The sequence below is a fragment of the Kocuria aegyptia genome (assembly GCF_039530085.1).
GTDB lineage: Bacteria > Actinomycetota > Actinomycetes > Actinomycetales > Micrococcaceae > Kocuria > Kocuria aegyptia.
In genome coordinates, this window is sequence record NZ_BAAAOA010000028.1 from 26,790 (window position 1) to 39,966 (window position 13,177).

General features: G+C 72.5%; 12 protein-coding genes. 5 read left to right on the forward strand and 7 right to left on the reverse strand.

Translation table 11 applies throughout. The features are described 5' to 3' along the window. Positions 1-50 precede the first annotated feature (50 nt). Positions 51-1,385, reverse strand: coding sequence for an ABC transporter substrate-binding protein (locus ABD220_RS11420; RefSeq protein ID WP_344122671.1), 1,335 nt, complete (start codon positions 1,383-1,385; stop codon positions 51-53). A 164-nt stretch (positions 1,386-1,549) separates the two neighbouring features. Here ABD220_RS11420 and ABD220_RS11425 point away from each other — a divergent pair, with 164 nt between their 5' ends. Next, on the forward strand, positions 1,550-2,272 hold the full coding sequence (locus tag ABD220_RS11425) for a GntR family transcriptional regulator (RefSeq protein WP_344122673.1): 723 nt from the start codon (positions 1,550-1,552) through the stop codon (positions 2,270-2,272). Between the two features lie 148 nt (positions 2,273-2,420). Beyond that, positions 2,421-2,942 (forward strand): glutathione peroxidase, encoded by a 522-nt coding sequence (locus ABD220_RS11430; RefSeq protein WP_344122674.1) that lies wholly within the window; start codon positions 2,421-2,423, stop codon positions 2,940-2,942. A gap of 6 nt (positions 2,943-2,948) precedes the next feature. Here the strand turns inward: ABD220_RS11430 and rocD are convergent, their stop codons facing one another. Then, entirely contained in the window at positions 2,949-4,214 is a 1,266-nt protein-coding gene (gene rocD, locus ABD220_RS11435) for an ornithine--oxo-acid transaminase (RefSeq protein ID WP_344122676.1), read from the reverse strand. A 149-nt stretch (positions 4,215-4,363) separates the two neighbouring features. Here rocD and ABD220_RS11440 point away from each other — a divergent pair, with 149 nt between their 5' ends. Next, entirely contained in the window at positions 4,364-5,230 is an 867-nt protein-coding gene (locus ABD220_RS11440) for an alpha/beta fold hydrolase (RefSeq protein WP_344122678.1), read from the forward strand. A gap of 58 nt (positions 5,231-5,288) precedes the next feature. Here the strand turns inward: ABD220_RS11440 and ABD220_RS11445 are convergent, their stop codons facing one another. From ABD220_RS11445 to ABD220_RS11465, 5 genes are all read right to left on the reverse strand, one after another. Next, positions 5,289-5,756 carry a ribose-5-phosphate isomerase gene (locus ABD220_RS11445; protein ID WP_344122680.1) on the reverse strand — a complete coding sequence of 156 codons (468 nt, stop codon included), beginning with the start codon at positions 5,754-5,756 and terminating at the stop codon, positions 5,289-5,291. A 116-nt stretch (positions 5,757-5,872) separates the two neighbouring features. Next, positions 5,873-6,622: a triose-phosphate isomerase gene (locus ABD220_RS11450; RefSeq protein WP_344122681.1), complete on the reverse strand. Its 750-nt coding sequence runs from the start codon at positions 6,620-6,622 to the stop codon at positions 5,873-5,875. Positions 6,623-6,631: 9 nt separating this feature from the next. Beyond that, positions 6,632-8,428, reverse strand: a complete 1,797-nt coding sequence (locus ABD220_RS11455) for a dihydroxyacetone kinase family protein (protein WP_344122682.1) — start codon at positions 8,426-8,428, stop codon at positions 6,632-6,634. Positions 8,429-8,524: 96 nt separating this feature from the next. Continuing rightward, positions 8,525-9,520 (reverse strand): 3-hydroxyacyl-CoA dehydrogenase family protein, encoded by a 996-nt coding sequence (locus tag ABD220_RS11460; protein WP_344122683.1) that lies wholly within the window; start codon positions 9,518-9,520, stop codon positions 8,525-8,527. 179 nt (positions 9,521-9,699) lie between these two features. Beyond that, positions 9,700-10,413, reverse strand: a complete 714-nt coding sequence (locus ABD220_RS11465; RefSeq protein ID WP_344122685.1) for a GntR family transcriptional regulator — start codon at positions 10,411-10,413, stop codon at positions 9,700-9,702. Positions 10,414-10,625: 212 nt separating this feature from the next. Here ABD220_RS11465 and ABD220_RS11470 point away from each other — a divergent pair, with 212 nt between their 5' ends. Together ABD220_RS11470 and ABD220_RS11475 are read left to right on the forward strand one after the other, a co-directional pair. Continuing rightward, on the forward strand, positions 10,626-12,050 hold the full coding sequence (locus tag ABD220_RS11470; protein ID WP_344122686.1) for a GntP family permease: 1,425 nt from the start codon (positions 10,626-10,628) through the stop codon (positions 12,048-12,050). Positions 12,051-12,139: 89 nt separating this feature from the next. Then, positions 12,140-13,081, forward strand: a complete 942-nt coding sequence (locus ABD220_RS11475; RefSeq protein WP_344122687.1) for a sugar phosphate isomerase/epimerase family protein — start codon at positions 12,140-12,142, stop codon at positions 13,079-13,081. Positions 13,082-13,177 lie beyond the last annotated feature (96 nt).

A 13,177-nucleotide genomic window follows, 5' to 3' on the forward strand; every position in this document is an offset into this window, starting at 1 on the left:
GCACTCTCCTCCCACGAGACGGCGGGGCTGCGCAGCAGCCCCGCCGCGGATCAGTCGTCCTGGTAGCCGTTGTTGTCCTCGAAGTCGGCGTCGATGGCCCGCGCCGCCCTGTCGAGCTCGCCCTGCGGGTCGGCGCCGCCCCAGATCGCCGCCAGCGCGCTGCCGTAGGAGCTCGTGACCGTGGGGTAGCCGGGGGTGATCGGCCGGGCCACCGCGATGCACTCCTGGGTGACCTCCTCCGAGCTGCAGGCCGAGGCGAGGTTGCTCGCGAACAGCTCCAGCGGGCCGCCCTCGCCGTAGAGCTCGCTGCCCTCGAGCGCGCTGGTGGTGCCGGGCACCGCCGCGTTGGCCTCGACCATCCTGGCGATGCTCTCGTCGGAGTGCAGGAAGTCGAGGAAGGCACCGGCCGCGGCCTGGTCCCCTCCGGCCGCCGGCGTCACCCCCCACTGCCAGGAGCCGTGGCCCGCCTTGGTGCCGTTGCCGAGGTCGGGCAGGGGCATCACGACCAGGTCCTCGCCGAGGGCCTCGCTGAAGGTGGGGTACATCCAGTTGCCCGTCCAGGTGAGGGCGACGTCCCCGTCGGGGAAGGCGGTGCCGCTGGTGTTCGGGTCCGTGTGCTCCTTCCACGAGGCCCACTCCTCGAGCGCCTCGACGTTCTCGGCGCTGTTGAGCACCCCGTCCGCCGCGCCGTCCCGGATGAGCGTGCCGCCGTTGGACCACAGGACCGGGCTGGTGGTGAAGGTGCCCCACTCGGCGGCGAAGCCGTTGGCCTCGCCCAGGTCGATCGCGTTGCCCGACGGGCTGACCTCCGCGAGCTTCTGCAGGTTCTGCGCGAACTCCTCCGCCGTCCACGCCTCGTCCGCGGTGGCCGGGGCGTCCACGCCCGCGGCGTCCAGGAGCTGCTGGTTGCCCCACAGCCCGAGCCCGACGTCGAACATGCCGACCGCGTAGGTCTGGTCCTGGTACGTGCCGCTCTCCCGCACGCCCTCGATCCGGTTGTCGAGGGTCTCCTGCGACACCACGTCCTCGAGGGGCACGAGCTTGCGGTCGTAGACGAAGGACGCCATCGTCGGGGCGTCCATCTCCATCACGTCGGGGAGGTCCTCCACGGCGGTCGCCTGGACGGTGCTGGTGTAGTCGGCCTCGGGGATGAGGGTCAGCTCGACGCTGACGTCCTCCTGCGAGTCGTTGTACTCGGCCACGAGGGCCTCGAGCGCCTCGGCCTCGGCCGCCTGGCCGCTGTGGGCCCAGACCTCGATGACGCCGTCGCCCTCCCCGCCGCCGCTCGCGCTCTCCCCGCCACCGCAGGCGGACAGCGCCACGGCCACCGACAGACCGGTCCCCAGCACCACGGCGCGGGACCGGCGCCTCGCTCGTGCACTCATGAGCAGTTCCCTTCTCTCCGCCGCACCGTTCGCGATCGTCATGACTTCCGTCCCCCCAGCTTGGACTAGACCAATTTATGTGTCAATGCTCACACCCGGAGGACCCGGGCCGCCGGCCCGGAAGGCGCGGACGGCGCGGGCGGGACGGCCGATATGCTGGGCCGATGAGCGCGGAGCCGCGGACCGTCCCGAAGTACTACCTGCTCAAGGAGCAGCTCCGGGACCTCGTGCGGAACGCGACCCCCGGCACGCTGATCCCCACGGAACGGGCGCTCGCCGAGCAGTACGCCACCTCCCGGACCACGGTCCGCCAGGCCATCGGCGAGCTCGTGGCCGAGGGGGTGCTGGGCCGGGCCCAGGGCCGGGGAACCTTCGTGGCCCCGCCGCGGTCCACCTACGTCCGTCAGCTCACCTCCTTCAGCGACGACGCCGCCGCCCAGGGCCTCGCGAGCTCCTCCACGGTCCTCGACGTGAGCCGCACGTCCGCCGACGACGACGCCGCGGCCCGGCTGCGCGTGCCGGTCGGCGCCGAGCTCGCCCGGGTGGAGCGGATCCGGCTCATCAACGGCGAGCCGCTGGCCCACGAGGTCGCCCTGCTCACCGGACCGCTGCCCGACCTGGCGCAGCACCTGGACCGGACCGGGTCCCTGTACACCGCGCTGCGCCAGGACTACGGCATCGACATCGTCGAGGCGGAGGACACCGTGGAGACCCAGCTCGCCGGTCCGGACGACGTCCGGATCCTGGGCATCGAGATGGGGGCTCCCCTGCTGCTGATCCACCGGCTCGGGTTCGCGGCGGACGACTCGCCCGTGGAGTGGACCCGCTCGGTGTTCCGCGGGGACCGGTTCCGTTTCCTCGCCCGTATGAGGAGCCCGCAGCGCTGACCCACGACGCCGCACACGACGCCACCGGGGGTCGCGGCGCGGCGTGGTCCGCAACCTGGGCGCTCGCGCGGGCACCGGCAGGACTTCGGCGGGACTTCGGCGGCATGATGGGAGCAGACCGCTGTCCTCGAGCACCCGGGAGGCTCCCATGACCACGCTGCACGACTTCACCGCCACCGCGCTCGACGGGCGCGAGCATCCGCTGTCCCAGTACGCCGGGAAGGTGGTGCTCGTGGTCAACACCGCGAGCGAGTGCGGGTTCACGCCGCAGTACGAGGGCCTCGAGCAGCTGTGGCGGGACTTCAAGCAGGACGGCCTGATGGTCCTGGGCTTTCCCTGCAACCAGTTCGGGAACCAGGAGCCGGGCATCGAGGAGGAGATCGCGGACTTCTGCAGCCGCAACTACGGCGTCACGTTCCCGATGTTCGAGAAGGTCGACGTCAACGGCCCCGACGCCCACCCGCTGTGGTCGTGGCTGCGCGAGGAGAAGGGCGGGATCCTGGGCGACGACATCAAGTGGAACTTCACCAAGTTCCTCGTGGGCCGGGACGGTCGGGTGATCCGCCGCTTCGCCCCGAAGACCTCGCCGGCGCAGCTCGCCGGAAGCATCGAGTCGGCACTGGCCCACAGGGACGAGGCCCCCGGGGAGGAGACCGCCGGGACGGGCTGAGGCGGATCAGCGACGCGCCATGGCCCGCAGCACGTCCGCGAGCGCGGCCAGTCCCCGCTCCAGCTCCGGCTCGGTGATCACCAGCGGCGGGCTGAGCCGGATGGTGGAGCCGTGGGTGTCCTTGGCGAGGACCCCGTGGGCCGCCAGACGCTCGCAGCACTCCCGGCCGGTGCCGAGCCGCGGATCGATGTCGATCCCGGCCCACAGCCCGCGCCCGCGCACCTCCGCCAGGCCCAGCGGCGCCAGCTCCGCCAGGCCGGTGTGCAGCCTCTCCCCCATGACCCGCGCCCGCTCCTGGGGCTCCCCGGTGGCCAGGAGGGCGACGACGGCGCGGCCGACGGCGCCGGCCAGCGGATTGCCGCCGAACGTGCTGCCGTGCTGGCCGGGCCGCAGCACCGACAGGACGTCCGCGCGGCCCACCACCGCGGAGACCGGCAGGACTCCCCCGCCCAGGGCCTTGCCGAGCAGGTAGAGGTCCGCCTCGACGCCCTCGTGCTCGCACGCCAGCGTCCGGCCGGTGCGGCCCAGCCCGGACTGGATCTCGTCGGCGACGAGCAGGGCGCCGCGCTCGGCCGTGCACCGCCGCACCCCCTGCAGGTATCCCGGCGGCGGCACGATCACGCCGGCCTCGCCCTGGATGGGCTCCAGCAGCACGGCGACCGTGTCCTCGGTGACGGCGGCCTCGAGGGCGGCGAGGTCCCCGAACGGGACGGTCACGAAGCCCGGCGTGTAGGGGCCGTAGTTGCGGTGGGCCTCGTCGTCGTCGGAGAAGCTGATGACCGTGGTGGTGCGGCCGTGGAAGTTCCCCGCCGCCACGACGATCTGCGCCCGACCCGGGGCCACCCCCTTGCGCTCGTAGCCCCACTTCCGGGCGACCTTGATCGCCGACTCCACGGCCTCGACGCCGGTGTTCATCGGCAGCATCATGTCCTGGCCGAGCAGGGCGCACAGGTCCCGGGCGAAGGGACCGAGCTGGTCGTTGTGGACCGCGCGGCTGGTCAGCGTGACGCGCTCCAGCTGGGTCCGGGCCGCCTCGAGGACCGCCGGGTGGCCGTGGCCGAAATTCAGCGCCGAGTAGCCGGCCAGGAAGTCGAGGTACTCCCGGCCCTCCACGTCCGTGACCGTCGTGCCCTGCGCCCGGGCCACCACCACGTCCAGCGGGGAGTACGTGCGCGCGGTGTAGTGCTCGGCGCTCTGCACGAGCTCCCGCGTCCTCGTGCCGCGCCCTGCCGTGGCCGCGCGGGCGCCGGACTGCGTCGGGGCGTGGTTCATGGGGTTTCTCCCGGTTCCTCGCTGGTGTTGTCTGGTGCACGTGCGGACCAGCCCATCACGTACAACGCCACCGGGCCTGCATTCCAGTCCCGGCCCCGCGCCGCGCGGCCCGTCCCCGACCCGCCCCGCCCCGACCCGAAGGAGCAACCGTGTTCCCCGACTTCAGCGCCCACGACGTGACCGTGGCCGACGCCACGATCCATGCCCGCACGGGCGGCGACGGCCCGCCCGTGCTCCTGCTGCACGGCTTCCCGCAGACCCACGCCATGTGGCACCTCCTGGCGCCCGTGCTGGCCGAGGAGTTCACGGTGGTCGCGGCCGACCTGCGCGGCTACGGCCGCTCGCGCACGGGCAGCGAGGACCACACCTTCCGGGCGATGGCCGCCGACCAGGTGCAGCTCATGCGGGCGCTGGGCCACGACCGGTTCTCCGTCGTCGGGCACGACCGCGGCGCCCGGACCGCCCACCGGATGGCGCTCGACGCCCCCGGCGCGGTGGCGTCCGTGGCCCTGCTGGACATCCTGCCCACCCTGGAGGTGTGGCGGTCGATGGACGCGTGGCTGGCCCAGCAGTACTACCACTGGGCGTTCCTCGCGCAGGGCGAGGGGCTGCCGCAGACCCTGATCGGCCACGACCCCGTGTACTTCGTGCGCCGGACGCTGCAGGGGCTCAGCGGCACGCAGGTCCCGTTCGCCCCGGCCGCGCTCGCCGCCTACGAGGACGCGGCGCGGGATCCCGCCGTGGTCGACGCCTGGTGCCGCGACTACCGTGCGGCGGCCGGCCCGGACGTGGAGATCGACGAGGCGGACGAGCACGAGCAGCGGGACCTGCCCGCCCTCGTCCTGTGGGGCTCGCGGGGGCGGGTCGGCGCGCGGGAGGACCCGCTCGCACTGTGGCGGCGGCAGTTCCCGCAGGCCACGGGCCACGCCGTGGACGCCGGCCACTTTTTGGCCGAGGAGCGGCCCCAGCAGGTCACTGCCGCCGTCCTGGCACACCTGCGCGCGGTGCGGACATAGTCGCGGCCCCGGCACGGGGTCCGTGCCGGGGCCGAGGCTGTGCCCGTGGCGGGGCGGGTCAGCTGTTCTCGTAGCCGGTGATGGCCTCGACCTTGGCCGCCGAGGCGCTGGTCGGGTCGAAGGCGTAGCCGATCCACTCCTTGGCCAGGCGCCTGGCCAGCTCCAGGCCGATGACCCGCTGGCCCATGCACAGCACCTGGGCGTTGTTGGAGAGCACCGAGCGCTCCACCGAGTAGGAGTCGTGGGCGGTCACCGCCCGGATCCCGGGGACCTTGTTCGCCGAGATCGCCACCCCCAGCCCGGTGCCGCAGACCAGCAGCGCCCGGTCGGCCTCTCCGGAGGCCACCTTCCGGGCGGCCTCCACGGCCACGTGCGGGTAGTCGGTGTTCTCGGTCTTCGAGACCCCGACGTCCACCACGCTCTCGACGCGCTCGTCGGCCTCGAGGTCCTGGCGCAGGGTCTCCTTGTAGTCGAATCCGGCGTCGTCGCCGCCGATCACGATCCGCAGCTTCTTGTTCTCGCTCATGGTGTGCTCCTTCATCTCGTCCGTGTCTGTGGTCCGTGGTGTGTCGTGTGGTGTGTCGTGTGTGGTCTGTGGTGCCGGGTGGCGCCGGTGCTGCCGCGGCAGGTGGTGGGACGGGTTCAGCGGTCGGCGGCGATCTCGAGCAGGCGCAGGTAGCCGTCCAGCTGCCAGGCGGTGCGCCCGACGAACAACCCGTCGACCTCGGCGATGCCGAGCAGGTCCGCGGCGTTGTCCAGGTTCACCGATCCGCCGTAGAGCAGCCCGCGCACCTGCTGCCCCCAGGACTCGCCGAGGGCGGCGAAGGGTTCGGCCAGCTCCGCGGTGGTGGCCGGGCGCCCGTGCTCCCCGATCGCCCAGATCGGTTCGTAGGCGATCAGCACCCTGGACAGCTGCTCCGGGGCGAGACCGGCCAGGGCACGGGCCACCTGATCGAGAACGTACCCGGTGGAGTCGCCGGCGTCCTTGACCTCCGCGGGCTCCCCCACGCACAGCAGCGGGATCAGCCCGTGGGCCAGGGTCGTGGCGACCTTGGCCCGGACGGTCTCGTCGGTCTCGGCGAAGTGCTCACGCCGCTCGGAGTGGCCGATCTCCACGATCCGGGCCCCGGCGTCGGCGACCTGGGGCACCGAGACCTCCCCGGTCCAGGCCCCGGCGTCCTCCCAGTGCGCGTTCTGCGCCCCCACCAGCACCCGGGGCTCATCGGCCAGGGCCGCCGCCACCGCGGCGATCGCGGTGGCCGGCGGGATCACGAAGGGCACCACGTCGCCCAGGTCCCGCCCGGCCAGGTGCCCGGCCAGACCCCGGGCCCAGTCGCCGGCCTCGGCGAGGGTCTTGTTCATCTTCCAGCTCGTACCGATCCACACCGTCACGTCCGCCTCCTACCGCCCGCCCGGGCTCTCGATGTCGGAGCTCTGGGTGTCAGGGCTCTGGGTGTCCCGGGTCTGGGTGTCCGGGCTCTGGGCGAGGTGCTCGCCCAGGGCGGCCATGAGCACGGAGAAGGACAGCGCTCCGGGGTCCGGGGTGCCCAGGCTCTTGTCACCCAGCACCTTCGAGCGCCCGCGCCGGGCGGTGATCTCCGCGGTGGCCTCTGCCGCCTCCCGGGCCACGGCGGCGGCCTTCTTCGTGGCGCCCACCAGGTCGGAGGAGGTCTCGAACTCGGCCAGCAGCGTCTCGCGGAACGGCAGGGCGGCGTCGACCATGGTCTTGTCCCCGGGGGCCGCCCCGCCCAGGCGCACGATCGCGTCGATGCCGGCCACCAGGGCGGCCACCGCCTCCTCCGGCCCGGCCCCGGCGGCGTCGTCGAAGACCGACCCGGCGGCGGTCAGCGCCGCGCCCCACAGGGCACCGGAGGTGCCCCCGGCCTCCTCGGCCCAGGCGTCCCCGGCGCGCAGCAGCACGGTCCTCGCCCCGGCACCGGCCTCCGCGGCGTCCCGGGCGGCCGCCAGGGCACCCCGGGTGCCGTAGGCCATGCCCTGGCCGTGGTCGCCGTCGCCGGCGATCGCGTCCAGCCGACCGAAGGCCTCCTCGTGCTCGGCCGCCGTGGCCTCCAGCACCGCCAGCGCCGTCAGGATCCGCCCGGTGACCTCCTGGGAGTCCGCAGTGGCCTCGGGCACCTCCTCCGCCCCGGGGGCGTGCACCCCGGTCCGCGCGGGCCGGCCTGCCGTGTCGGGCGCGCCGCGGCGGAAGGCCGGGGTGTCGGCCGGGGCCAGCCAGTACCGCTCCAGTTCCTCGTCGAGGAACACCACCGTCAGCGAGCACCCTGCCATGTCCAGGCTGGTCACGTGCTCCCCGACCTCCGGGGCCACCACGGTCAGCCCCCGCTCGGCCAACCGCTCGGCCACCCGGGCGTAGACCACGAACAGCTCCTCGTACTTCACCGTGCCCAGCCCGTTGACCAGCACCGCCACCCGCCCCTGGTAGCCGCCCTCGACCCGGGCCGGCTCCTCCGCCAGCACACCCTCGAGCAGCAGATCGGCGATCTCGTCGGCCGTGCCCATCGGCACCTCCCGCACGCCGGGCTCGCCGTGGATCCCCAGCCCGATCGCCATCTCCCCGGCCGGCACGTGGAACAGCGCCTCCCCGGCCCCGGGCAGGGTGCACCCCTCGAACGCCACCCCGAAGGAGCGGGTCGCGTCGTTGGCCTTCCACGCCACCCGCTCGGCCTCGTCCAGATCGGCCCCGGCCTCGATCGCCGCCCCGGCGATCTTGAACACCGGCAGGTCCCCGGCGATCCCGCGGCGCTCCCGGTGGGACTCGGCCGGGCCCGAGGCGATGTCGTCGGAGACCCGGATGATCCGCACGTCCACGCCTTCGGCGCGCAGCTTCTCCGCGGCCTGCCCGAAGTGCAGCACGTCCCCGGCGTAGTTGCCGAAGCCCAGTACCACACCCCCGCCGTTGGCCGCCGAGCGCGCCACGGAGTACACCTGGGAGGCCGAGGGCGAGGAGAAGATGTTGCCGCACGGGGCGCCGTGGCCCATCCCGGGCCCGACCCATCCGGCGAAGGCCGGGTAGTGCCCCGAGCCCCCGCCGATCACCAGCGCCGGCTGGCCCGCCGGGGTCTCGGAAGCACGCACCACCCCGCCGTGGGCGGCCATCACGTGCTCGGGATGAGCGGCCACAAAACCCCGCAGCGCGTCGGCGGCGAACTCCGCGGGATCGTTCACAAGAAAAGTCATCGTTCCAACCTCGGTGGTCTCGGAGGATCGCCGGCAGGCGCAGGGGTTCGACGTCGAGCGCCGCTCCCGCCGGAGGGGTGGTCGGTGCTTGCCGGCTCAGCCGGCGGGGGTGGACGCCCCGCCCTGCTGGGCGGTCTCCTCGTCGACCGGGCTGGGGCCCAGTTCGTTCAGGAGCCGCCCCATGGCCACATAGGCCTTGTTGCGGTAGGCGACGAGGTCGTTCGAGCGCTCGGCCGGGATCTGCAGGAATCCGGCGCCGGACTTGGTGCCGAGCTTCCCCTCGTCCACGAGGTCCTGGAGGATCTTGGGCGTGGCGAAGCGCTCCGGGAAGGAGGTCTGCAGCGAGGCGTAGCAGAAGGAGTAGACGTCCAGTCCGGCCATGTCCGCGATCGCGAAGGGCCCGAAGAACGGCAGCCGGAAGCCGAAGGTGGTGCGCACCAGCGTGTCGACGTCCTCCGCGGTGGCGATGCCCTCTTCGACCACCTGGGCGGCCTCGTGGAAGAGGGCGTACTGCAGGCGGTTGAGCACGAACCCGGTGACGTCCTTGACCACGGCGGCCTTCTTGCCGGTCAGCTCGACGATCTCCTTCGCCACCTCAACCGTCTCCGGCGTGGTGGTCTCGTGGGGAATGACCTCGACGCCGGGGATGAACGGCGCGGGGTTGGAGAAGTGCACCCCGAGGAAGCGGCCCGGGTTCTCGACGACCTCGGCGAGCTGGGCGATGGAGATGGTGGAGGTGTTGGAGCCGATCACGGCGTCCGCCGGCGCGGCGTCACTGATCCGGCGCAGAGTGCCGTGCTTGATGTCGAGGATCTCCGGGACGGCCTCCTCCACGTAGGAGGCGTCCGCGACGGCCTCCTCGATGCTGGGGGCGGCCCACAGGTTCTCGCGCAGCCGCTCGACCGCGTCCGCCGGGAAGAGCCCGTCGGCGACGAACTGCTCCGCCTCGCCGAGGAGGCGCCCGAGGTTCTTCTCGGCGATCTCCTGCGAGATGTCGGCGAGCGCGACCCGCGCGCCGCCGAGGGCGAGCACCTGGGCGATGCCCCCGCCCATGTATCCCGAACCGACAACTGCTACCGAGCGCTGAGCCATGATCCCCATCTCCTCTGATGTGCACATGTTCCGTCTGATGGACACGGCGGCGGCGGCGGAGCGCAGGTCGCGGACGACCCCGTGGACCGGTCAAGTCTTGGCCGTGTTTCCTATAGGATCCACGGCACCGAGTGTGGTGTCAACCACACCGGGCGCCGCCGGAGGATGAGCCGGGGGCCTCAGGCGCTCTCGCTGCGGGCGTCCTCGCCGGCGTTCTCGTGCTCGTGGATGGCCCGCTCGCGGACCCCGCAGATGTGCCCGGCCATCGCGATCCGGGCGGCCGCGGCGTCACCGCGGCGCAGCGCCGCCAGGATCCGCGCGTGCTCCTCGATGGCGCTGCGGGCGTCCTGGACCCCCAGCCCGCTGAAGAGCCGGAACCGGTGCACGTGCCCACCCAGGGAGTCGTAGGCGCCCAGGACGAACTTGTTGCCCGCCTGCTCCGCGATCAGGCGGTGGAAGCGCTCGTCCGCCTCCCAGTAGGTGCGGTAGTCGGAGAAGTGCGGCCCGTTGGGGGCGTCACGGAGGTCGTCGATGGCTCGCTCGAGCGCCTCCAGGAACGCCGCGTCCGCGTGTCCGCACGCCAGCTCGGCGTTGTACGGCTCGATGAGCAGGCGGGCGTCCATCAGGTCCAGCAGCTCCTCGTGGGTCAGCAGAGGAGCCACCCGGTAGCCGCGCAGCGCGGCGCGGACCACCATGTTCGTGGACTCCAGCCGCGCCAGGGCCTCCCGGACCGGCGTCGGCGAGACACCCAGCTCCCGCGCCGTGCCGTCGATGCTGATGGGATCCCCGGACTTCAGCTTCCCGTCCATGAGCCGCGCGAGGATCTCCTTGTAGACCTGGTCCGCGAGGATGCTGCGCTGCACCCACGCCCCGCCCGGAACACCCGTCTCCATGCCGATTCCCTCACTCGCGTCCGCCGTCACAGGAATTGTCCCACGCACCCGGGGCACAGACGGCGGCCGGTCCGCACTCCTGCAGCCGATGGCCTCGACCACTGGACAGATTACCAATATCCTATAGGGTATTGGCCAATGGCCCGTCGAATGTGGTCCACACCACAGCACCAGGGTGGCTGGCCCGCATTCTGACCAAAGGTGATTCAGCTATGCACATCCTTCTTCCCGCCGCCACGGCGGACGCGCTCGTCCTGGCGGAGAGGCCCACGTGGGCCCTCCTCGCCATCGCGGTCGCGGCCATCGCCGCGCTGCTCGTCCTGATCATCAAGCTCCGCGTCCACGCGTTCTTCGCGCTGATCATCATCAGCCTCCTCACGGCCCTGGCCGCCGGCATCGGCGTGGCCGACGTCGTCGGCGTGGTGGTCGCGGGCTTCAGCACCACCGTGGGCAACGTGGCCCTGCTCGTGGGCTTCGGCGCCGTGCTCGGGCGCCTGGTCCAGGTCTCCGGCGGCGCGCAGGTGCTCGCCGACGCGATGCTGCGGCGGTTCGGGGAGAAGCGGGCCCCGCTCGCCCTGGCCGTGGCCTCGCTCTTCTACGCGTTCCCGATCTTCCTCGACGCCGGCTTCATCGTGATGCTGCCGATCATCTACACCGTCGCCCGGCGCCTGGGCGGCTCCTTCATGCTCTACGTGCTGCCCTCCATCGGCGCCTTCCTGATGATGCACGCCCTCACCCCGCCGCACCCGGGCCCCACCGCGGCGGCAACCGTGATGGGCGCCGACGTCGGGATGGTCGTGCTCGTCTCGCTCCTGGTCGGCCTGCCCACGTGGTACCTCGCCGGCTACCGGCTGAGCCTGGTCATCGCCAAGCGCTACCCGAACATGCCCGTGCCGAACCTCCTGGGCGAGGTGGAGCTCGACGACGACACGCCCCGGCCCGGCTTCTGGACGATCATCTTCGTCCTGCTGCTGCCGCTCGTGCTCATCTTCTTCAACACGCTGTTCACCACACTGGAGGCCAGCGGGGCCGTGGGCGACGACAACGTCCTGTTCCGCCTGTCCCGGCTCATCGGCAACACCCCGATCGCGCTGCTCATCTCCACGCTGTTCGCGATGTACCTGCTGTACCTGCGGCCGCGGCGCGGCCGCGGCTCGATCGGCGGCGCCCTGGAGGACCTCGTCGACCACGCCCTCGCCCCCGTCTGCTCGATCATCCTCATCACGGGAGCCGGCGGCGCCTTCGGCCGCGTGCTCACCGAGACCGGGATCGGCGGCACCATCGCCGGCGGCCTGGACGCGATGGGGCTCCCGGCGATCCTGGCCGGCTTCCTGGTGGCGATCGCCTTCCGCGTGGCCCAGGGCTCGGCCACCGTGGCCGCGACCACGGCGGGCTCCATCATGGCTCCGGCCGTCGCGGAGCTGGGCCTGTCCGGTGTCGGGCTGGCCGCCATCGTCGTCGGCATCGCGGCGGGCTCCATCACCTTCTCGCACGTCAACGACTCGGGCTTCTGGCTCATCGGCAAGTTCTGCGGTTTCGACACCCTGACCACACTGAAGACCTGGTCGGTGGTCGGCACCGCGATCGGCTTCATGGCGTTCGCCCTGGCCTGGATCGTCTACGCCCTGGCCGCGTGAGCCGGCCCCGTCCCGACCACTGGTGCGACCGCGCACCGCAGACCCGACACAGCACGGCGTCCCGCGAGACGCCCGACAAGGAGAGAACCATGCCGTACACCCCCGAGACCTGGCCCATCGGCGCCGCCCTGCTGAACTTCACCGGCACCACCGCCGACGGCCGCGACCGCACGACGGCCGGCCCCGAGGCCTGGAAGCAGACGCTGCGCGAGGTCCGCCTCGCGGGCTTCGACCACGTCGACCTCACCGACTCCTGGGTCCGGCCCGCCGACCTCGACGCCCAGGGCCGTCGCCGACTGCTCGAGACGGCCCGCTCCTACGACCTCGCCTTCAGCGACATCGCGGTGACCCGCAAGAGCGTGATCACCCCGGACGAGGACAAGGCCCGGGAGAACATGGCCTACACGAAGCGGACCATCGACGCCGCGGCGGACCTCGAGGTGCCCATGGTGTGCCTGGGTCTGCACGACCCGTTCACCGAGCCGCAGAAGCAGGCCACCTGGTTCTGGCTCGCGGAGGGCGCCGAGGACGAGGAGACCCCGGAGAACCGGGAGAAGGCCGCCACCCGTTTCCGCGAGCTGGGCGAGTACGCCGCCGAGCGCGGCGTCAGCGTGTCCCTGGAGATGTACGAGGGAACCTTCCTCGGCACCGCCGACAGCTCCGTGCAGCTCGTCACCGCCGTGGACCTGCCCAACGTGGGGCTGTGCCCCGACATCGGCAACATCGTCCGCCTGCACCGGGAGGTCGAAGACTGGCGGGAGATGCTGACCAAGATGCTCCCCCACACCAACTACTGGCAGCTCAAGAACTACTTCCGGGACTTCGATCCCGCCACCGGCTCCTACGCCTCGGCGCCGGCGCCGCTGGCCCTCGGATTCATCAACTACCGCGAGGCCATCGGCATGGCCCTGGAGGCCGGCTTCGACGGCCCCATGTGCGTGGAGCACTACGGCGGCGACGGCCTCACGGTGACGGCCATGAACCGCGACTACATCCGCGGGATCCTCGCGGCCAAGCTCCCCGAGGAGTGACCGGGCGCCCAGGAGCGGAGATCCTGGGCGCCCCGAGGAGCGGGCGGGCGGGNCCCCCCCCGCCCGTCGGCGCCGCAGGACCGGGGCGCGATCCGT